Raw genomic sequence first — 20,886 nt, 5'->3', positions numbered from 1 at the left:
ATAATGTGCGTTATTTAATTGAAGAATATGACAAGAATGGCTATCTAAAAGCGCCAATTTGGCTTTGGTTTGCTTGGTTGTTCTTAGCCAGAGGCTGGATAGTGTTTGTGATGGCAGGAGTCACTCGCGATAAAGGAAGCGATATCCTTTCGATGATCTATCCTAACTCTTTCAGTCTATATATTATGATGTGTATGGGAGTGCCGAGCCTGCTGTTAATGTGGGTGATTGGGTTAAGAAACCCGGATAGAAGATGGCTAAACAAATTGATTGGCCTCGGTCGTATGACGACCATCCTACTCTCTATCGTCCAGTTGGCACTCGAGTTGCACTATATTTCTTTACAACATGGTCAGTTTACTTGGGGCGCAGCCCTATCGGTCGTTGGATTGAGTTGGATTATTATTTATCTATTCAACAGCCGACGAGTAAAAGATTGTTTTGACAGCATTTCGGATAATTAGTCTAAGGAAATTACAATGATTCAACCTCAAGCGGCCATAGTGCCAGAACCGGGCCCATTTGCGTTATACGTGCTTATCAAGGTTACCGGAGATAAAAGCAAAGTACTGAACGCACTGCAACAGATGGGTGACTGGGTAGGGGATATCAATTTCAATCAACCCGGTGCACATTTAACCAGTAGCATTGCTTTTTCTCACCAATTTTGGAGTGAGAGCATTTCTAAAGACGTACCGAGCGAACTGATTCCGTTTCCTCGCTTAGAGTGTGGCGATATTGAAGCACCGACAACAGACGTCGATGTACTGGTGCATTGCCATTCGCACCGTCACGACCTGCACTTTTTCTTACTGCGTAAGTTAATGCAAGAGATCGCTAATGACGTCACTATTGTTGATGAAACTTACGGTTACCGTTACCTAGATTCGCGCGATATGACGGACTTTGTTGATGGCACTGAAAACCCGAAAGGGGATGCAAGATCTGAAGTGGCTCTTTTAAGTGAAGGTCCTTTTGAAGGCGGCAGCTATGTAATGGTGCAACGCTTTGAGCACAACCTACCTGCTTGGAATGCCCTGTCTGTCAGTCAACAAGAACAAAAGATTGGTCGAACTAAAGAAGATTCGATAGAGCTTGAAGACGTGCCGGCTGAGTCTCACGTAGGACGTGTAGATATCAAAAAAGAAGGCAAGGGCTTGAAGATTGTCCGTCACAGCTTGCCGTATGGCTCTGTCTCTGGTGATCACGGGTTACTCTTTATCGCTTACTGTAATACGCTAAGTAACTTCACTGATATGCTTGAGAGCATGTATGGACAAGTCGATGGCACTACCGATGCGCTACTGGATTACACAAAAGCAGTCACAGGTGCGTACTTCTTTGCGCCGAGTCAGACGATGTTGAAGCAACTGGCTCTGTCTTAATCGATTCATGCCTAACCGCAAGCGCGAGTTGGGCTGATTACTGATTGATAAGCATAAAAAAACGCAGCCATTGGCTGCGTTTTTATTCACTTGAATCTAAGTAGAAGTTACTTAGTTACGCGTAGAACTGGAGTTTCACCAACAGTTACAGCGCCAGAAAGCTTGTTCAGCTCTTTGATTTCATCCATGTTAGAGATAACAACTGGAGTCAAAGTAGATTTAGCTTTCTCTTCTAGGAATGCAAGGTCAAACTCGATGATAGTATCACCAGCTTTAACTTCTTGGCCTTCTGAACCGATGCGAGTGAAGCCTTCACCTTTCAGTTCAACAGTGTCGATACCGAAGTGAACGAATAGTTCGATACCGTCAGTTGATTCAATAGAGAACGCATGGTTTGTCTCAAAGATCTTACCGATTGTACCATTCACTGGTGCAACCATTTTGTTGCCAGTTGGTTTGATAGCGATACCGTCACCAACGATTTTTTCAGCGAAAACTACATCTGGCACATCTTCAATGTTAACGATCTCACCAGAAAGAGGTGAAATGATTTCGATTGAACCTGCAGCGTTGCCTTCGTCCGATACCAGCTTCTTAAGTTTGTCAAACAGACCCATTACATGCTCCTAAGCAATTAATTTCTATTAAATTATATTATTAGTTTGTTTTATCCGCGATAAATTTCTCAACGTGCGCTTCAATTTCTGCGGCAGTTGGCATTTGAAGAGCTTCTTCTGCCATTGCTTTTACTTCCGCGAAGTTTGCGTTGCGAATTACTTTCTTCACTGCAGGGATAGAGATGCCGCTCATAGAGAACTCATCTAGGCCCATACCTAGTAGAAGAAGTGTTGCACGCTCGTCGCCCGCTAGTTCGCCACACATTCCAGTCCACTTACCTTCCTTGTGAGAAGCGTCGATCACCTGCTTGATCACAGTTAGAACAGCCGGTGATAGTGGGTTGTATAGGTGAGAAATAAGCTCATTACCACGGTCTACTGCTAGAGTATACTGAGTTAAATCGTTTGTACCAATACTAAAGAAAGAAACTTCTTTCGCTAGGTGGTGAGCAATTGCCGCTGCTGCCGGAGTTTCAACCATAACACCAATCTCGATGTTCTCGTCAAACGCTAGGCCTTCAGAGCGAAGTTCTGCTTTGTATTCTTCGATAGCTGCTTTCAGTTCACGGATTTCCTCAACAGAGATAATCATTGGGAACATGATGCGAAGCTTACCGTGTGCTGATGCACGTAGAATGCCGCGAACTTGGTCACGTAGGATTTCACGACGATCCAAGCTGATACGAACTGCGCGCCAACCAAGGAACGGGTTCATCTCTTCTGGAAGGTCCATGTACGGTAGGTCTTTATCACCACCGATATCCATAGTACGGATGATCACTGAGTGACCATTCATTGCTTCAGCAACTTCTTTATAGGCTTGGTATTGCTCGTCTTCAGTAGGAAGAGCAGTACGGTCCATAAATAGGAATTCTGTACGGTACAGACCAACGCCTTCACCGCCGTTGCGGTTGATGCCATCACAGTCTTTAACTGTACCGATATTGCCGCACACTTCTACTTGATGGCCATCAAGAGTAATTGCTGGCAGATCTTTCAGTTTTGCTAACTCCGCTTTTTGAGCTAGGAAGTCGTCACGAATCTGCTTCGCTTCGTTTAGTTCTGCTTCTGTTGGATTAATGATGATCTTGTTGTTCATCGCATCCAGAATTAGCATGTCGCCGTTTTTCACTTGTTTAGTGATGTCGTTAGTACCCACGATCGCAGGAAGCTCAAGAGAGCGAGCCATGATAGAGGTATGAGACGTACGGCCGCCGATGTCACAAGCAAAGCCTAGAACGTAATCTAGGTTGATTTGTGCTGTTTCTGATGGCGTTAGGTCGTAAGCAACAAGAAGAACTTCTTCATCGATGTCGCTTAGTGAAACAATGTTGATACCTAGTGCGTTTTTAACAAATCGAGTGCCGATGTCACGGATGTCAGTAGCACGCTCTTTTAGGTATTCGTCATCTAGAGACTCAAGCGCAACGGCTTGCTCTTCGATGATTGAATGGATCGCATGATCTGCAGATAGTTTCTCGCCTTTAATAAGAGCAAGAATTTCTTCTTCTAGTTCTTCATCTTCAAGAAGCATGATGTGACCTTCAAAGATCGCTTCTTTTTCTTCGCCAAAAGTCTCAAGGGCTTTTTGCTTGATGATTTCAAGTTGGGCTGCTGATTTGTTGCGAGCGTCATAAAAACGCTGAACTTCTGCATCGACTTGGTCGGCAGAAATTTTTTGTGTGTTTAGAACGATTTCATCTTCTTGAAGAAGTAGTGCTTTACCAAAAGCAATACCTGGAGACGCTAGAATACCTGAGATCATAGCTTTACCTTAAACTGGTCTATAAGTGGGCGGATTACTAATTTTTAGCTTACATAGACGCTATTTCAACAAAGCCACTTGGTTGTTAACAACGAAGTGGCTTTAGTTTTTGAAACAGTAGTCTCTTAGTGTAGCTCATCCATTAGAGCTACTAGATGGTCAACAGCTTCAGTAGCTTGTGGACCTTCAGCTGAGATAGTAACCATAGTGCCTTTAACTAGACCTAGAGTTTGAAGCTTGAATAGGCTTTTTGCGCTAGCGCTTTTGCCGTTAGAAGTCACAGTGATATCTGCATCAAATGATTTTGCTTCTTTAACAAACTGCGCCGCTGGACGAGTGTGAAGACCGTTTTCTGCAGTGATTTCTACTTGCTTCTCATACATGTGATATACCCCGTTGATATTAGATTATGTTTTGAAGTCTGAGCCGCCTATTTATTGTTTAAACTGGCTCATGACTTTGACTACGTAAGTTCTTATGACTTTTATGTGTAGCCTAAATTCGTGCTTCTTTTATTTTGAAGCGAAAAATAAAGCCTAGAAATATTACCAAATGCTGACCGCGAATCAATAAAAAAGCCCCTAAAAGGGGCTTTTTTGGTTGAAAACTTGATTTGGGCACACTTTTTTTGTGCTTATTGCTGATTCTCTTTCTCTGTGAATATACCAGCAAACAACGCAGTACTGAGGTAACGCTCACCAGAGCTTGGTAGTACGGTTACGATAGTTTTCCCAGCAAATTCAGGGAGTTCCGCGATTTTATTAGCAGCAACAACCGCTGCGCCTGAAGAGATTCCGGCTAAAATACCTTCTTCTTCCATCAAACGACGTGCCATATCGATAGCTTCATCTGAAGTGACAGTCACAACCTTGTCTACTAGCTCTAAATCTAGGTTGCCAGGGATGAAACCAGCGCCGATACCTTGAATTTTGTGTGGAGCAGGCTGCACATCTTCGCCTGCAAGCACTTGGCTGATGACCGGAGACTCAGCGGGCTCAACAGCAACAGAAGTGATTGCCTTGCCTTTCGTTTGCTTAATGTAACGGCTAGTACCGGTAATTGTACCACCAGTACCGACACCAGAAACCAATACATCAATCTCGCCGTCAGTAGCTTCCCAAAGCTCAGGGCCTGTGGTTTGTTCATGAATTGCAGGGTTTGCTGGGTTGTTGAACTGTTGAAGAAGCAGAGTGGTTTCTGGGCTTTCAGCCACAATCTCTTCTGCTTTAGCGATAGCGCCCTTCATACCCTTAGCTGCTTCGGTAAGAACAAGGTTTGCACCTAGCGCTTTAAGTAGCTTACGACGCTCAAGACTCATTGACTCAGGCATGGTTAGCGTCAGTTTGTAGCCACGTGCTGCTGCAACAAAAGCAAGAGCAACACCCGTATTACCACTGGTAGGCTCTACAAGTTCAATGCCTTTAGTTAGCGTGCCCGCTTTTTCTGCTTCCCAAATCATGTTGGCGCCAATACGACACTTAACACTAAAGCTAGGGTTGCGTGCTTCAATTTTAGCGAGAACGTTGCCGTTGCTGACGCGGTTTAAACGAACGAGAGGCGTGTTACCTATAGTGAGTGAATTGTCATCGTAAATTTTGCTCATGCTTGCTTCCTTGTGCGTTGACGCGCTATGTCATTGAGGTCGAGCCATACACTGTTGATGACTCGAGCAAATTGCTTCTACAATCCTAGAATAAGATGCAACTATCTTGTTATAAAGGAATAAAAGGTTATAACTAATAGCTAACTTTTTGATGTTGTTTGAATTCTGTTACCCACATTAATGTAGCACCACATACAGCAACCGGCATGATAACCAGGTTCAAGAGAGGGATGGAGGTAAACAGCGCCACCATCGAACCGTAACCATAGGATTTACCTTGCTTTTGTTTTAGCGCAAGTCGCATAGAGTTAAAGTCGACCTTATGATTATCAAATGGGTAGTCGCAATACTGAATGGCCAGCATCCATGAGGTAAAGATAAACCATACAAAGGGAGCGATAGTTTGACCAAAGGCGGGAATGAGTAGCAGCAAGAACAAGCCTAATGCTTTAGGCATAAGATAAACAAGCTTGCGCCATTCACGCCCTAATATTCGTGGTACATCCTTAATAAGGTCTGCCACACTTTGGTCAATCATTCCCTCGGGACTGAGCTTTTGTTCTACCTTCTCAGCCAATAACCCGTTAAACGGGGCGGCAATAAAGTTTGCTAGAGTACTAAAGAAGTAGGAAAAGGTTGCTAGGATAGTAATAGCAAGTAATGGCCATAGTAGATAACGAAGCCAATCTAAAAATTCAGGCAAAGCGCCAAGCCATTGCTCAATCCATTGATTGAGATTGCTAAATAGGTAGAAGAGTGCGCCACCGACCAGAAGGATGTTGATCAGTAGTGGCATAAATACATAGCGGCGCAAACCAGGTTGTAATGCCAATTTAAATCCGGAGAAAAAGTAACCGAAGCCTGACATTGGGTTCAAATTTTGATGCATTTTGTCTTCCTATGACGGAGATTGTCGCGAATTATGCCTAATATAAGAAAAGCGTGCTCAAAATCACAGCATAAAGTGAATAGATTTTATTAAAAGATTCAACTCTCTAGGAGAGTTTTGTTAAAGTAGTTTAAGTAACTCAATCTCGGTGTCTCACCAGGGTAAAGCAGAGAGCAAAAAATGCAGGAATTGCGAATCGTACTGATAGTTGTAGGTGTGCTAGCGATAGCGGGTCTACTTATTCATGGTTTATGGACGAATAAACGCGAACAAAGTGGTAAGTTTTCGGATAAACCATTAAGTAAATTAGCCAACGAGTCTTCAACAGATCTCTCTAGCGAGTTCTCAACTGAGTCTGAGGTTGTGACTCCTAAGAGTCCGGCAACAGAGACACCAGTGATTGAAGATGACTTCGATGTGGTAAAAGTGAAGAAAAAGAGTGGCAAGAAAGAGCCAAGCTTTTCTAGCTTCGATGATGATATTGGTGATCCACTGTTAGACAACCATGACCACGATGATGTTGAGACAATCAGACCGACTGTCGCGGTTAATACGGATGAATTACCAACAATTACCATTAGCTCTGATGCTTACTCTAAGCATGAAGACGAGCCATCTTCTGCCTTTGTTGCTAAAGAGCCGCAGATAGAAGAGAGTGTGGAGCCTGAGGTGATAGCCGTTGAGCCGGAAACTACGCCAGTTGCTGTTGCTGTTGCTGCTGAACCTGAAGAACCAGAACTCGAAGTATTGGTTTTGCACGTTAAGGCTTTGCCAAACCAGATCTTTGTCGGCAGTGATTTGTTTGTCAGCATGGAACAAAACGGTCTTCATTTTGGTCCTATGGACATTTATCACCGCCATGCGGATATGTCAGGTACGGGCAAAGTGTTATTCAGTGTCGCAAATATGCTTAAACCGGGCACATTGTCTCACGATGACCCAGCGACCTTCACTACAGAAGGTATTTCGTTCTTTATGACCTTGCCAAGCTATGGCGATCCTGAGCAGAACTTTAAGATCATGCTGCATACTGCACAAATGATTGCCGATGATCTAGGTGGGCACGTATTAGATGATAAACGCTCACTAATGACCCGCGATCGCATTGATGCCTTTAAGCGTCAGATTCAGGAGTTTGTGCAAAGACAAAAACAAAAAGAGACCAGCAATATAGTCTAACTCTTTGGTTTATAAACAAGATTACATAAAGGGCTCTCCATAGAGCCTTTTCTTTTCCCTATTTTTGAGAAATCCCTATGCCAGATTCTATTCAACAACAACACGCTAAGCTATCTGAGGCACTGCATTATCATGCGGTGCGTTATTATGTTGAGGATAGCCCTGAGATCCCAGATGCAGAATACGATCGCTTGATGCGTCAACTCATTGAATTAGAAGAAGCTAACCCTGAATTAGTCACGGTGGACTCACCCTCGCAAAGGGTAGGCGGAGCGCCATTGTCAGGCTTTACCCAAGTCACCCATCAAGTGCCAATGTTATCTCTAGATAATGCCTTTGATGATTCGGAGCTCAAGGCGTTTCATAAACGCATGCAAGATAGACTGAATAGCAGTGAGCTTGGTGCGTTCAGTTGCGAGCCTAAGCTTGACGGCCTAGCGGTGAGCTTGATGTATGAAAATGGCGTGTTAGTTCAAGCGGCAACCCGTGGTGATGGAACGACGGGTGAAAACATTACTCAGAACGTTCGCACCATTAGCGCTATCCCTTTAAAACTGCAGGGCGAGGGCTATCCAACGCGACTTGAAGTGCGCGGTGAAGTCTTTATGCCTAAGGCGGGTTTTGACCGTTTTAACGAGCAGGCGATAGCGAAGGGCGAAAAGCCGTTTGCTAACCCAAGAAACGCAGCAGCGGGTAGTTTGCGTCAGTTAGATTCGCGCATTACGGCAAAACGTCCTTTGGGTTTTTATGCCTATAGCGTGGGCGTTATTGAGGGAGGCGAGCTGGAAAACAGCCACTATCAACGCTTTTTGCAGCTCAAAGAGTGGGGATTACCTATGTGCCCTGTGGTGCGTAAGGTTGAAAACCTCAATGACGTGATTGCTTACTACCAATACATTCTTGAGACGCGAGATGACCTTGATTACGAGATAGATGGCGTAGTGATCAAGCTTGATGAAATAGCAAAGCAAGAGCAGCTTGGCTTTGTCGCTCGCGCTCCGCGTTGGGCTATTGCCTACAAGTTTCCTGCACAAGAAGAACTGACAACACTGAATGATGTGGAGTTTCAGGTAGGGCGCACTGGCGCCATTACGCCTGTAGCTAAGCTTGAGCCGGTATTTGTTGGCGGCGTGACGGTCAGCAATGCCACCTTGCACAACGCCGATGAAATCCAGCGTTTGGGCGTGATGGTGGGAGATACGGTTATTATCCGCCGTGCGGGTGATGTGATCCCTCAAATCACTGGCGTGGTGTTAGACAGACGCCCAGATGATGCCAAAGCGATTGTCTACCCAGTGGTATGCCCTGTGTGTGGCTCCGATGCTGAACGTACCGAAGGTGAAGCGGTGACCCGTTGTACTGGTGGATTGGTATGTTCTGCGCAACGTAAGCAAGCACTGAAGCACTTTGTATCGCGTAAAGCGATGGATGTGGATGGCTTAGGCGACAAGGTCGTTGAGCAATTAGTCGAAAAAGAAATGGTGCAAACACCAGCCGATCTTTTCAAGCTAAGTGCAGGTCGAATTACTGTTCTTGACCGTATGGGACCAAAATCTGCGCAAAATGTTGTCGACGCCCTAGAAAAATCAAAACAAACGACCCTACCTCGATTCTTATATTCTTTAGGCATTCGAGAAGTAGGAGAGGCTACCGCAGCCAACTTAGCGCAGCACTTTAAGACCCTTGAGCGTATTGAGCAAGCAAGCGTTGAAGCTTTGCTGGAAGTGCCCGATGTTGGAGCCATTGTGGCTGAGCACATTAAGGCATTCTTTGCTCAAGAGCGAAATCAAGCGGTGATTGCCGAGCTTATCGAGAGCGGCATCAACTGGGCTGAGATTAAGGAAGTGGCAAATGCCGAAGAATTACCTTTAGCAGGTAAAACGGTCGTGCTAACGGGCTCACTATCCCAGCTTACTCGCTCAGATGCTAAGGCTGCACTGCAAAACCTAGGCGCTAAGGTAACGGGCAGTGTGTCGAAAAAGACCGACATCTTGTTTGCTGGTGAAGCGGCAGGCTCCAAGCTCGCAAAAGCGCAAGACCTTGGGGTTGAAATACAAGATGAGCAAGGGCTGATTGATTTAATGCAACAGCACGGCATTAGCTAATACTGAGTATTGTTTGCATTAAAAAGGCTTCTAGATGTTCATCATCTTAGAAGCCTTTTTTATTTGCTTTGTAATACGTGAGTTAAAGAATATTAACTCTTTTGGCGAATGTGCAAGATAATGCCTTCGACCTTATGGACCTCAACAGCGGTGCCCGCTTCTAGGCTTTGTTCGGCCACGGCTGTCCAAGAGGTATCGCCCAGTTTTAGACGACCTTTACCAGCGGGAAAGTCTTGCTCTAAGGTGGTGAACTGACCAATCAAGGCCTGTGAGCGTTTACTCAGAGTAGTCGTCTTTTCATCGATTTTATCTTTGCCTTTCTGGTAGCGCCACCAAAGCCAAGTAGTGATGAGGCCAAAGCTTGCAAAGCTCATCCACTGCATTTGCCATCCTAGAGGAAGCGCACTAAGAATGGCGCCAACAATAAGAGCAGAGATGCCAAGCCAAAGAAAGTAGCCAGCAGTACCTAAGACTTCAAAGCACAGCAGTGCCAGGCCAAATGCTAGCCAATGCCAATGGTTAATTTGTTGCAGGAGCTCTATCACGATTTACCCTTGTCATCGGCCGTTTTAAACATTTCAGCAACGCCCGCAATGGAGCCCATCAAGCCTGTTGCTTCAAGCGGCAACATAATGACCTTTCCGTTTTCCGCTTGGCCAATGGATTTCAGCGCATCGGTATAGCCTTGTGCGATAAAGTAGTTAACGGCCTGCATGTCACCTGCAGCAATCGCATCAGAAACCATTTGTGTTGCTTTTGCTTCTGCTTCAGCCGAACGCTCGCGAGCTTCAGCTTGCAATATTGCGGCTTGCTTCTCACCTTCTGCTTTTAAGATTTCAGATTGCTTGTGACCCTGCGCTTTAAGGATCTCCGCTTGTCTAATACCTTCTGCTTCAAGGACTTCGGCACGCTTGTTTCGCTCTGCTTTCATCTGTGCATTCATGGCAGCGGTGAGGTCGGCTGGTGGCTGAACATCTTTGATCTCAATACGAGTGACTTTAACGCCCCAAGGGTTAGTCGCTTCATCAACAATCGATAGTAGGCGGGTGTTGATCATATCCCTTTGACTGAGCATTTCGTCGAGCTCCATCGAGCCAAGTACGGTACGGATATTAGTGAGAGTAAGATTACGAATAGCGTGCTCTAGCTCAGTGACTTCATAGGCCGCTTTAGGGGCATCAAATACTTGCACGAAGCACACGGCATCGATGGTGACGTTGGCGTTATCTTTTGAGATGACTTCTTGAGCGGGGATATCCAGCACTCGCTCCATCATATTGATTTTATTGCCAATAGAGTCGACAAAGGGAATGATAAGGTTCAGCCCTGGATGCAGTGTTTTGGTGTAGCGGCCAAAGCGCTCAACGGTCCAGTTGCTTCCCTGAGGAACGGTTTTGATCCCAGCAGCAATTAAGATAACGGCCAGTGCGATAAAAATGGCGATGGTAATGAGAGTAGAGTCCATGCGTACTTTCCTAACGATGAAGTAGTAGAACGCTAACTATACTCTATTTCTAGGGGATATTTTGTGCGAATAGATTAAAAAAGGCGTGAAAACGTCACGCCTTGAACAGAAAAAAGAGCCTTATTATTCAATAAGATTAGTAGAGAATAGAGTACAACTGGCGACGATATTGTTTAGCCGTTGCATTCTCTTGTCCTAATGCAGACAGAACATCCATAAAGGTTTTTCTCATCTCACCGTCCAATGCACCTAGGTCTTTAGAAATAAATGTCCACAATAGCTCAAGGGCTTCATCGCTGCGGTTCACTTCATGGTATTGCAGCGCCAGTTCGTTGGCGATTTTAGCGTTCTCAGCGTCATTGCCTAGCTGAGTCTCTAGGGCTTGTATCTCTGGGCTGTTTGCCGCTTGCGCGTGAAGCTCTAGTTTCGCCATCAATCCTTTGTAGTAGTTGTCTTGATACTCTAGTGGGATATGAGATAGCACAGCTTCAGCTTCGCTAAATTGCGCGGTTGCGATTAGGCAATCAGCTTTAGCCAGTTTTACTTCACCCTTATTTTGCAACTCTTCAGGTAAAGAGCCAAACAGAACAAGCGCTTCTGTGTATTGCTGTTCTGACATTAAGCTCAATGCTTTTTGCAGATTAAGCTCATCTTGGCTTGGCAGGTGTTTTTGTAGCATGGCCTCAATGGCTTGAATTGGCTGCGGTCCACCTAATCCATCAATGGCTTGGCCTTGACTAAACAAAGCGATAGTCGGCAGCGCCTGAATACCAAACTGTCCGGCAATTTGCTGCTCTTGCTCGCAGTTGAGCAGGGCTAGGGTGAAGGCGCCTGCATATTGCTGTGCAAGTTGCTGGATTTGTGGAACAAGATCAGCGCTCTCTTGACTCATCGGCGCCCAAAAGTAGACCACAACGGGTGTGTTCATTGAGCCTTCCAAGATCTGTTGGAAGTTTTGTTGGTTCATTTCGACGATGAATTCTGAATGCATGAATGTGTCCCTAGACTAATGATGAGTCTCTTATAGATTGGGTTACTTTAGGCAATCTCAAGGTGTTTGTTTATGAAAACCAAAAAACTCAGGCCATTCTCGCTAATCTCATTAATTAACGGAGCGAACCTGAGTTTCTGTAGGCTTGGTTAGTGTATGGGTTAAATTAGCACTAAAACAAGAACCACAACCCCCACACTTAACCAGTTGAGTTTGTTTAAAGACATACTGTCCTCTGAAACTTGAACATGATTAATCATAACAGGCTGTATTTTGCACACCTTTTATTACAAATTTATGGCGAAACGACAGTTTTGTAGAAAAAATTGTAAAAAGTTAGTGTGACAAAATTTGCGACAGCGCTGGTTGAACCCTTGAGTAATTGAAAGTGAAGCCCATTTCAGTGAGTCGTTTGGGCTTGGCTTTGACGCTATCAAACAGTAAACAACTGGATTCGCCCAAGGCCATCTGCATGGCAAACTTAGGTGTAAATAAAAAGTGCGGTCTTGAGAGGGTCTTTGCCAATGTTTGGCTAAATTCTTTGTTGGTGACAGGGTGCGGTGCCACCATATTGAAGATGCCAGAGCAGATCTCGGTTTCGAGTAGAAATTGAATGGCTCTCACCATATCTTGAATGTGAATCCACGGCATATATTGCTGACCAGCACCTAATGGGCCGCCAAGACCAAGCTTGTAGGGCAGTAGCATTTTTTCTAATGCGCCCCCATTTTGGCCTAATACAATCCCTGTTCGAAGTAGCGCGACTCTGGTTTGCTCGCTGCGCGCTTGATTGGCGATGTCCTCCCACTCTTGACAGACGCAATGCGGAAAACCCTCAGCCTTATATGGGGTTTCTTCGTCGACTCGAATTTGGTTTTGATCTCCGTAAATGCCGACTGCAGAACCGCTAATAAATACCTTGGGCGGATTTGAAGAGCGTTTGATGAGGTCGACGATTTGACGAGTGATGTCCCAGCGACTGTCACAAATGCGTTTCTTTTGTTGATCAGTCCAGCGCTTATTCACAATGGGCTCTCCGGCCAAATTAATCACTGCATCAAAGTCACAAAGGTCTTGCAGGTGATCAAGAGACTGCACAAAGAGCAAGCAATTAGGGTTTACGTGCTTTAATTGCTGCGCAGCGTTGTCACTGTCACGAGTCAAGATAGTCATTTGATGAGGGATGAGTTGTTTGACCAATGCGCGACCAATAAACCCAGTACCACCAGTAATCAATATGTGCATACCTGCTCCAAGTAGAGTAATTGCCAGTCGACGTTATGTGTAAATCCAGCGCTAAGCTGAAAGAGCCTATAATTATAGACGTTACATTTCGAGCCTTACGTCACACCTAGGCCACGGATAATTGACCATAGTTAATCTATAAGACTAACACACGGTTTAATTTCTTTAATACGTAAGGAATAACGCAAGCAGATGAATGTCTTCCTACGATCTTTCATTGATAGTGCAAAAGATCTGACGCCCATCGTTTTGGTGGTGGCATTCTTTCAGCTAGTTATCCTGCAACAACCCCTCCCACACTTTTTTACTATTCTATTCGGCATGCTACTGGTGGTGCTCGGACTTACCTTATTTGTGCTTGGGCTCAATATGGGGCTGTTTCCCATCGGAGAGTCGATGGCGCAGGCCTTTGCACGTAAGGGCAGTGTGGCTTGGTTGATATTCTTCTCTTTTTGTCTTGGTTTTGGCACAACCATAGCGGAGCCCGCTCTTACGGCTGTAGCAATGGAGGCCGCTGAGGTGGCGGCGAAAGAAGGGGTGATCGCGTTCAATGATGACAGCATGCAGGATTATACCTTCCACCTCAGATTAACCGTCGCGCTGTCGGTGGGGTGCGCCTTGGTGCTTGGGGTGTACCGAATTCTCAAGGGCTGGCCCATCCATATCTTGATCATCAGTGGCTACTTGTTGGTGGTTTCGCTGACCTTTTTTGCCCCACAAAGCATCATCGGCATTGCCTATGACTCGGGTGGGGTAACTACCTCGACCATCACTGTGCCCTTGGTCACCGCTTTAGGGGTAGGGCTGGCATCTTCTATCAAGGGTCGCAACCCCATGGTGGATGGTTTTGGGTTAATCGCATTTGCTTCCTTGCTGCCCATGATCTTCGTCATGCTGTATGGGATGTGGCTGTCATGATTACTTTAGCGCATACCCTTGAAGTATTTGCCTCTACAGTCATGGATGTTTTCCCCATTGGTGTGATCTTATTTGGTTTTCAGGTGGCGGTTCTGCGCAGACCCATACGAAATTTACCCTCTGTATTGCTCGGCTTCGTATTAGTGATTGTGGGATTAGCGCTGTTTCTGATTGGCTTAGAGGCAGCGTTATTTCCGTTAGGGGAAACCATGGCCATGCAGTTAACCATGCCTGAGTTCCTAAAAGAGATGCGTTTATCTGAGTCAGGTTTGCTGCATTGGTTTGATTATTACTGGGTGTATCTGTTTGCCTTTTGCATCGGTTTTAGTACCACCATAGCTGAGCCCTCGTTAATAGCGGTGGCGATTAAAGCCAATCAGGTTTCCGGTGGCAGCATTAAGGTGAACGGCTTGCGATTGGCGGTGGCGCTAGGGGTGGCGATTGGCATTACATTAGGGTGTTATCGCATCGTTGCCGGAGACCCGATTCATTATTACATCATAGTGGGCTATCTGATCGTTATCGTACAGACCTACTTCTCTCCATCCATGATCATTCCCCTTGCCTATGACAGTGGCGGTGTTACCACATCAACCGTCACTGTGCCCATAGTGACAGCGTTAGGTTTAGGGCTCGCTTCGACGGTGCCAGGTAGAAGCCCACTGATTGATGGCTTTGGGCTTATTGCCTTTGCCAGTTTATTCCCAATTATTACCGTAATGGGGTATGCGCAGATTACACGCTGGCTTAACCAGCGCTATCCTATTAAGGAGGATTCTAATGCGATTTAAATTGATACTAGCCTTTGTTGAGGATATCCGTACGGATGCGGTACTTGATGCCGCTCGGTCTGCGGGTGCAACGGGTGCGACTGTGATCAGTAATGCTCGAGGTGAAGGGTTGAATCAAAAGCGTACCTTCTTAGGGCTGACGCTTGAGGTTCAAAAGGACGTATTGTTGTTTGTGGTTGAAGAGCACTTATCGCGCCGTATTTTGGAGAAGATCAGCGATATTGGTGAGTTTGACCAAGAATCAGGACAGGGTATCGCGGTACAGATAGATGTAGAGGACGCCGTTGGAGTCGCCCATCAGGTTGAGACTCTAACCAAGATAGTAGAGAGGGAACTATGATATGAAAAGTCACACCAGCCGCAGAGTAAAGGATGTCATGTCTGCAACCTATGCCATTGTTGATGGCTTAATGACGGTTCAAGAAGCAATAGGCATAGCACGTGAAAACGAGGTCAAAGCACTGATCGTGAATAAACGCCATGAGGATGACGAATATGGTTTGGTGTTGATGAATGATATTGCCAAGAAAGTATTGGCTCAGAATCGCTCACCGGCTCGAACTAATGTCTATGAGATAATGAGTAAGCCTGCGTTGTGTGTATCACCAGATATGAACGTCAAATACTGCGCACGATTGTTTGAGCGATTTGGAATTAGTCGGGCTCCGGTTGTATTAGATGGCAATGTGCTTGGGATGGTGAGCTACAACAATATTGTTGTGAAGGGCATGGTGCTAGATTCGGAGTTCTAACCAAGCAACAAGAACCTAGCATAAGAGTGAAGTAACAGCTGTTTACCAACTTCAGGCGCTATCCTCTGGAGAAAAACAGAGGGCATTGTTACACTCTCGGGCAATGAAAGACGATAGAGTAATTCAATATGAAACTGTTTTTTGCCTCTGATTTGCATGGCTGCTTGGCCTCAACCCAAAAAGCTGTCGACGCTTATCACGCCTCTGGTGCGGAGCATTTTATCTTGCTTGGCGATATCCTTAACCATGGGCCGAGAAATCCAGTACCAGAAGCCTATGCGCCAGCACAGGTAGCCGAACTTCTAAATGAATACAAAGATGACATTATTTCAGTAAGAGGTAATTGCGATAGTGAAGTAGATCAGATGCTACTTGATTTCCCTGTACTCAGCGACTTTGCGATAGTGTTATTAGAAAGCGGGAAGCGTCTTTTCTTAACTCACGGTCACTTGTACAACCAAGACAGATTGCCACCACTGAAAGCCGGTGATGTATTAGCCCATGGGCACACTCATCTGCCTGTAGCTGCATCAATGGGTGATTACACTTTGTTTAATCCTGGTTCTGTAACCTTGCCTAAAGGTGGCAATGTAGCAAGCTACGGGTTGCTTGAAGATAACAAACTCAGTGTGGTTAGCTTTGATGGGGATGTGTTGGCGGAAACGAATATATAGGAATATAGGACCTAGGACCCAGGACCCAGGACCCAGGATCAAAAAAGGAGGCTTAGCCTCCTTTTTTATTTTAACTTACATCGTTGGAGTTGAGACCAACACTCGAGAACCGTGCCCTAGGCTGGTTAGCAAGATTGAGTTGTCATCGATGATGTCCACGCGACGGCTTTGTTGGGCATCAGTGATAAACAGCTGCTTTATCACTCGAAGCTGTTGTTCAGTGAAATCTTTGCTATCGATGGCTGCAGAATCTTTAAACTCTTTAGGGTCGATCAGCAGATAGTTGTCACTTAATTGCCACAGACCTGATTCAGTAATGTTCATCGTAAATGACACAACATTGACGTCATTAAACAGCTGGATACGTGATGCACGGATATAGTCGCCATTGGGTAGGTATTTCACATTAGACATAATGTGAACCTTGTTCAGAGGCCCAATGCTTTCGTCTGCGAGATCAGAGTAAACAAACGTATCTAGGTTTGTTTGCCATTCACGAGAGGTCAACACTTGTTCGATCTTGACGTCGCTGCCCCAGTATAACCAACCACTGAAAACCACAGAGATCACTAATAAAATTGATGCTACACGTTGGTTCATTACTTACGGCCTCCTTTTGCGCAGATCTTGGCAAGGTCTTGCTGTTTGCCAACAAGACGGACAGTGCTATTTTCAGAGGTAAACTGTGGTCCATGAATGTAGCTTAAATAGAGTTGCTCTGATTGGCTTGCCGTTGCAATGACTTCGACGGGATCAGACTCATCCGTATAAGCGGTCATGTAATGGTCTACACAGCTTTCGATGCTTTCCATCCAGTTAGTCAGATCAGGGTGGCCCTCGGTTGTTTTAACCGGTACATCATTTACTACCGTGACGGCACGGAATGTAGAGGGTGAAGAATTAGGGATCATCAGCGCAATAATTGGCAATAAAATCGCCACTAACAGTAAAATTCGGGTGTTTGTATCCCAATTTGACCAGAACGCTTGTTTCTTGGTGTTTTGCTCGGCTTTAGATTCTTTTAGCTGCGATGTAGTGATCGAAGCAAGAGCCGGCTCTGCTGCAGGAGTAGCGGCTTTTTCCTCGGTTTGAGGAGTCGGGGTTTCGCGCTCGACAGACGAAATCAATTGATAGCCACGCTTCGGCACAGTCTTTACAAACTGCGGAGATTTAGTGGAATCTTTTAGCATTTTCCTAAGAGTAGAAATTGCCTGAGTTAGGCTAGAATCATCAACTTGAAAACCTTGATCTCTCCAAACAAATTCATGCAGTTGGTCACGAGTAACCACCTCATTTGGATGTTCGCAAAGTAGGGTGAGGATTCGACTTTCATTACTACCAAGTCGCACTAAACTATCGTCATCTGATTGATCGACAAGTGAGTTGCTGTTTGGATCAAAAATATACTTCTGGGCTAGTACGTATTTAATACCGATTTTACTCATTTAGATCTTCTTTGATTTTCGCTGACACACGCTTCCGTAACCCATCACACTCATTCCATATGAAGTGTGAGATATATCGCCTTTTAGAGCGAATAACCGCCATAGCATAATAAAATTTTATCTAAAAAACAGTTTTTTTATACTAATTGACCTTGAATTTGCACTTCTCACCCTTATTTCATGCCTTATGAGTACAAGCATCAGCAAATTCGAACCTGGTGTGGTTATGAGTAAACATAAAAGTATGGAGTCAAAATGAGCGAGACTGTGTCAGCTAACAAAGAAACTCGAGGTTTCCAATCAGAGGTAAAGCAACTGCTGCACCTTATGATTCACTCACTGTATTCAAATAAAGAAATTTTCTTACGTGAGCTTATTTCTAACGCGTCAGATGCGTCAGATAAGCTGCGCTTCCAAGCACTATCTCAGCCTGACTTATACCAAGGCGATGCCGATCTAGGTGTGAAGCTTTCTTTCGATGAGAAGACCAACACACTGACCGTATCGGACAATGGTATTGGTATGAGCCGTGATGATGTGATTGAGCATCTAGGCACAATCGCAAAATCGGGCACGGCGGAGTTCTTCTCTAAGCTTTCTGAAGACCAATCAAAAGACTCACAGCTTATTGGTCAATTTGGCGTTGGCTTCTATTCCGCCTTTATCGTGGCAGATGCTGTAACTGTACGTACACGTGCTGCAGGCCTATCGGCTGACCACGGCGTGCAGTGGCACTCAGCGGGTGAAGGTGACTACACCATTGAAGACATTACCAAAGAAAGCCGCGGTACTGACATCATCCTGCATATGCGTGATGAAGGTAAAGAGTTCCTATCTGAATGGCGTCTACGTGATGTGATCAGTAAATACTCTGACCACATTGGTATTCCTGTTTCTATCCTTACCAAGGTAACGGATGAAGAAGGCAAGGAAACAGACGAAACCAAGTGGGAGCAAATCAACAAGGCGCAAGCGCTTTGGACTCGAGCAAAATCTGACATCAACGATGAAGAATATAAAGAGTTCTACAAGCATGTTTCGCATGACTTTGCTGATCCATTGCTATGGAGCCATAACAAGGTAGAAGGTAAAAACGATTACACAAGCCTATTGTACGTTCCTTCAAAAGCTCCTTGGGACATGATGAACCGTGACCATAAGAGCGGTCTTAAACTGTATGTTCAGCGTGTATTCATTATGGATGACGCAGAGCAGTTCATGCCTTCGTACCTGCGCTTTGTTAAGGGCTTGATTGATTCAAACGATCTGCCACTTAACGTGTCACGTGAAATCCTGCAAGACAACAAGGTGACTCAGTCACTGCGTAATGCGTGCACTAAGCGCGTTCTTACTATGCTAGAGAAACTGGCGAAGAAAGACGACGACAAGTACCTGTCTTTCTGGAAGGAATTTGGCCTAGTGCTAAAAGAGGGCCCTGCAGAAGATGCTTCTAACAAAGAGAAGATCGCGGGTCTATTGCGTTTTTCTTCAACAGAAGTCGACAGCAACGAGCAGTCTGTAAGCCTTGCAAGCTATGTTGAGCGTATGAAAGAAGGTCAAGATAAGATCTACTTCCTTACGGCTGACAGCTATGCAGCAGCGAAAAACAGCCCGCACCTTGAGCAATTTAAAGCGAAAGGTATTGAGGTTGTGCTGATGTACGATCGCATCGATGAGTGGCTAATGAACTACCTGACAGAGTTCGACGGCAAACAATTCCAGTCAATCACCAAAGCTGGCCTAGATCTTAGCAAGTTTGAAGACGAACAAGAAAAAGAGAAGCAGAAAGAGACGGAAGAAGAGTTCAAGTCTGTGGTTGAGCGTACTCAAGAGTACCTGGGTGATCGCGTGAAAGAGGTTCGTACCACCTTTAAGCTTGCAAGCACTCCTGCGGTAGTGGTGACCGATGATATGGAAATGGGCACGCAGATGGCTAAGCTTCTTGAGGCTGCAGGTCAAGCCGCTCCTGAGGTGAAGTACATCCTAGAGCTAAACCCAGAGCACGATCTAGTTAAGCAAATGGCTGATACCGCTGATGAAATTGCCTTTGGTCGCTATGTTGAACTTCTGCTTGGTCAAGCGATGCTTGCAGAGCGTGGTTCTCTAGAAGACCCAAGCCAGTTCCTAAGCGCGGTAAACCAATTGTTGATTAAATAGTCAATCTCACGGATTAGTCGCAAAGCTGAACATTAAGCCCAGAATTATGGTAGTATTCTGGGCTTAATCATTACTAAAAGTATAGTTATACCGAAACTTACAACAAAATCAGTGGCTTACTGTTTGTTGTCGGTTTGTGAGCTTCGGTATAAAAGAAGAACATTAAAGAGGAAAAACAATGCGCATCATTCTTTTAGGTGCTCCTGGTGCAGGTAAAGGCACTCAGGCTCAGTTCATCATGGAAAAATACGGTATCCCACAAATTTCTACTGGTGACATGCTACGTGCTGCTATCAAGGCGGGCACTGAGTTAGGCAAAAAAGCTAAAGGTGTAATTGATGCAGGCCAATTGGTTTCTGATGATATCATTCTAGGTCTTATCAAAGAGCGTATTGCACAAGACGATTGTGAGAAAGGTTTCCTACTAGATGGTTTCCCACGCACTATCCCTCAGGCTGATGGCCTGAAAGAGATGGGTATTGATGTTGATTACGTTATCGAGTTTGACGTAGCTGACGATGTGATTGTTGAGCGTATGGCCGGTCGTCGTGCTCACCTTCCATCAGGTCGTACCTACCACGTTGTGTTTAACCCGCCTAAAGAGGAAGGTAAAGACGACGTAACAGGTGAAGCTCTTGTTGTTCGTGATGACGACAAAGAAGAGACTGTTCGCGCTCGCCTAGGTGTATACCACACGCAAACTGCTCCGCTAGTTCAGTACTACGGTAAAGAAGCAGAAGCAGGTAACACTAAGTACCTTAAGTTCGATGGTACTAAGCAAGTTGCAGAAGTAAGCTCTGACATCGAAAAAGCGTTATCTTAATCATTGCTTATTGTTAAGCGAATTTAGATACTAGAAGGACGACCAGTTGGTCGTCCTTTTTTATTGCTTATATGTCAGGACG

At 45.2% G+C, this 20,886-nt stretch carries 22 protein-coding genes; 11 read left to right on the top strand and 11 right to left on the bottom strand.

Features of this window, described 5'->3' with window-relative positions; genetic code table 11:
- Positions 1-5: 5 nt before the first annotated feature.
- Both A6E01_RS09475 and A6E01_RS09470 read left to right on the top strand, forming a co-directional pair.
- Positions 6-464 carry a DUF2919 domain-containing protein gene (locus tag A6E01_RS09475; RefSeq protein ID WP_017029251.1) on the top strand — a complete coding sequence of 153 codons (459 nt, stop codon included), beginning with the start codon at positions 6-8 and terminating at the stop codon, positions 462-464.
- Positions 465-479: 15 nt separating this feature from the next.
- Positions 480-1,385: a Dyp-type peroxidase gene (locus A6E01_RS09470; protein ID WP_017029252.1), complete on the top strand. Its 906-nt coding sequence runs from the start codon at positions 480-482 to the stop codon at positions 1,383-1,385.
- Positions 1,386-1,492: 107 nt separating this feature from the next.
- Here the strand turns inward: A6E01_RS09470 and crr are convergent, their stop codons facing one another.
- The 5 genes from crr to cysZ form a co-directional block, all read right to left on the bottom strand.
- Positions 1,493-2,002 carry a PTS glucose transporter subunit IIA gene (gene crr, locus A6E01_RS09465; RefSeq protein WP_065210128.1) on the bottom strand — a complete coding sequence of 170 codons (510 nt, stop codon included), beginning with the start codon at positions 2,000-2,002 and terminating at the stop codon, positions 1,493-1,495.
- Positions 2,003-2,042: 40 nt separating this feature from the next.
- Complete coding sequence (gene ptsI, locus A6E01_RS09460) at positions 2,043-3,767, bottom strand: phosphoenolpyruvate-protein phosphotransferase PtsI (RefSeq protein ID WP_065210127.1); 1,725 nt, start codon at positions 3,765-3,767, stop codon at positions 2,043-2,045.
- A gap of 125 nt (positions 3,768-3,892) precedes the next feature.
- Positions 3,893-4,150 carry an HPr family phosphocarrier protein gene (locus tag A6E01_RS09455; RefSeq protein WP_017029255.1) on the bottom strand — a complete coding sequence of 86 codons (258 nt, stop codon included), beginning with the start codon at positions 4,148-4,150 and terminating at the stop codon, positions 3,893-3,895.
- Positions 4,151-4,401: 251 nt separating this feature from the next.
- Complete coding sequence (gene cysK / locus A6E01_RS09450) at positions 4,402-5,370, bottom strand: cysteine synthase A (protein ID WP_017029256.1); 969 nt, start codon at positions 5,368-5,370, stop codon at positions 4,402-4,404.
- Between the two features lie 133 nt (positions 5,371-5,503).
- Positions 5,504-6,259 (bottom strand): sulfate transporter CysZ, encoded by a 756-nt coding sequence (cysZ, locus tag A6E01_RS09445; RefSeq protein WP_017029257.1) that lies wholly within the window; start codon positions 6,257-6,259, stop codon positions 5,504-5,506.
- A gap of 180 nt (positions 6,260-6,439) precedes the next feature.
- Between cysZ and zipA the strand changes: the two genes are divergently transcribed.
- Entirely contained in the window at positions 6,440-7,438 is a 999-nt protein-coding gene (gene zipA, locus A6E01_RS09440; protein WP_017029259.1) for a cell division protein ZipA, read from the top strand.
- Between the two features lie 77 nt (positions 7,439-7,515).
- The gene (gene ligA, locus A6E01_RS09435; protein ID WP_017029260.1) at positions 7,516-9,543 is read left to right on the top strand and encodes an NAD-dependent DNA ligase LigA; all 2,028 of its coding nucleotides are present in this window, start codon (positions 7,516-7,518) and stop codon (positions 9,541-9,543) included.
- A 92-nt stretch (positions 9,544-9,635) separates the two neighbouring features.
- Here ligA and A6E01_RS09430 read toward each other — a convergent pair whose 3' ends face one another.
- The 4 genes from A6E01_RS09430 to A6E01_RS09415 form a co-directional block, all read right to left on the bottom strand.
- Entirely contained in the window at positions 9,636-10,088 is a 453-nt protein-coding gene (locus A6E01_RS09430) for an NfeD family protein (protein WP_017029261.1), read from the bottom strand.
- A complete protein-coding gene (locus A6E01_RS09425) occupies positions 10,085-11,008 on the bottom strand; it encodes an SPFH domain-containing protein (protein WP_017029262.1) in 924 nt (307 codons plus the stop codon). The genes A6E01_RS09430 and A6E01_RS09425 overlap by 4 nt, the downstream gene beginning before the upstream one ends.
- 136 nt (positions 11,009-11,144) lie before the next feature.
- Positions 11,145-11,999, bottom strand: a complete 855-nt coding sequence (locus tag A6E01_RS09420; RefSeq protein ID WP_017029263.1) for a co-chaperone YbbN — start codon at positions 11,997-11,999, stop codon at positions 11,145-11,147.
- A gap of 336 nt (positions 12,000-12,335) precedes the next feature.
- Positions 12,336-13,244 (bottom strand): TIGR01777 family oxidoreductase, encoded by a 909-nt coding sequence (locus A6E01_RS09415; RefSeq protein ID WP_065210126.1) that lies wholly within the window; start codon positions 13,242-13,244, stop codon positions 12,336-12,338.
- A 192-nt stretch (positions 13,245-13,436) separates the two neighbouring features.
- On the opposite strand from A6E01_RS09415, the gene A6E01_RS09410 reads away from it, so the two are divergent.
- The 5 genes from A6E01_RS09410 to yfcE all read left to right on the top strand — a co-directional run bounded on the left by A6E01_RS09410 (position 13,437) and on the right by yfcE (position 16,379).
- A complete protein-coding gene (locus A6E01_RS09410) occupies positions 13,437-14,162 on the top strand; it encodes a DUF1538 domain-containing protein (RefSeq protein WP_065210125.1) in 726 nt (241 codons plus the stop codon).
- Positions 14,159-14,953: a DUF1538 domain-containing protein gene (locus A6E01_RS09405; RefSeq protein ID WP_017029266.1), complete on the top strand. Its 795-nt coding sequence runs from the start codon at positions 14,159-14,161 to the stop codon at positions 14,951-14,953. The genes A6E01_RS09410 and A6E01_RS09405 overlap by 4 nt, the downstream gene beginning before the upstream one ends.
- Complete coding sequence (locus tag A6E01_RS09400) at positions 14,943-15,293, top strand: P-II family nitrogen regulator (RefSeq protein ID WP_017029267.1); 351 nt, start codon at positions 14,943-14,945, stop codon at positions 15,291-15,293. The genes A6E01_RS09405 and A6E01_RS09400 overlap by 11 nt, the downstream gene beginning before the upstream one ends.
- Before the next feature lies 1 nt (position 15,294).
- Entirely contained in the window at positions 15,295-15,705 is a 411-nt protein-coding gene (locus tag A6E01_RS09395; protein ID WP_065210124.1) for a CBS domain-containing protein, read from the top strand.
- 128 nt (positions 15,706-15,833) lie between these two features.
- The gene (yfcE, locus tag A6E01_RS09390) at positions 15,834-16,379 is read left to right on the top strand and encodes a phosphodiesterase (RefSeq protein ID WP_065210123.1); all 546 of its coding nucleotides are present in this window, start codon (positions 15,834-15,836) and stop codon (positions 16,377-16,379) included.
- Positions 16,380-16,454: 75 nt separating this feature from the next.
- On the opposite strand, the gene A6E01_RS09385 is transcribed toward yfcE, so the two are convergent.
- Together A6E01_RS09385 and A6E01_RS09380 are read right to left on the bottom strand one after the other, a co-directional pair.
- On the bottom strand, positions 16,455-16,979 hold the full coding sequence (locus A6E01_RS09385) for a regulatory protein ToxS (protein ID WP_017029270.1): 525 nt from the start codon (positions 16,977-16,979) through the stop codon (positions 16,455-16,457).
- The gene (locus tag A6E01_RS09380; protein WP_017029271.1) at positions 16,979-17,824 is read right to left on the bottom strand and encodes a winged helix-turn-helix domain-containing protein; all 846 of its coding nucleotides are present in this window, start codon (positions 17,822-17,824) and stop codon (positions 16,979-16,981) included. Before A6E01_RS09380 ends, A6E01_RS09385 begins: the two co-directional genes overlap by 1 nt.
- 255 nt (positions 17,825-18,079) lie before the next feature.
- On the opposite strand from A6E01_RS09380, the gene htpG reads away from it, so the two are divergent.
- Complete coding sequence (htpG, locus tag A6E01_RS09375) at positions 18,080-19,981, top strand: molecular chaperone HtpG (protein ID WP_017029272.1); 1,902 nt, start codon at positions 18,080-18,082, stop codon at positions 19,979-19,981.
- 178 nt (positions 19,982-20,159) lie between these two features.
- Positions 20,160-20,804: an adenylate kinase gene (gene adk / locus A6E01_RS09370; RefSeq protein WP_017029273.1), complete on the top strand. Its 645-nt coding sequence runs from the start codon at positions 20,160-20,162 to the stop codon at positions 20,802-20,804.
- The last annotated feature ends 82 nt before the right edge of the window (positions 20,805-20,886 follow it).

The organism is Vibrio breoganii, assembly GCF_001677275.1.
Taxonomy (GTDB): Bacteria; Pseudomonadota; Gammaproteobacteria; order Enterobacterales; family Vibrionaceae; genus Vibrio; species Vibrio breoganii.
Note: the sequence above shows the minus strand (reverse complement) of the source record. Positions and strands in the feature narration are given on the sequence as shown.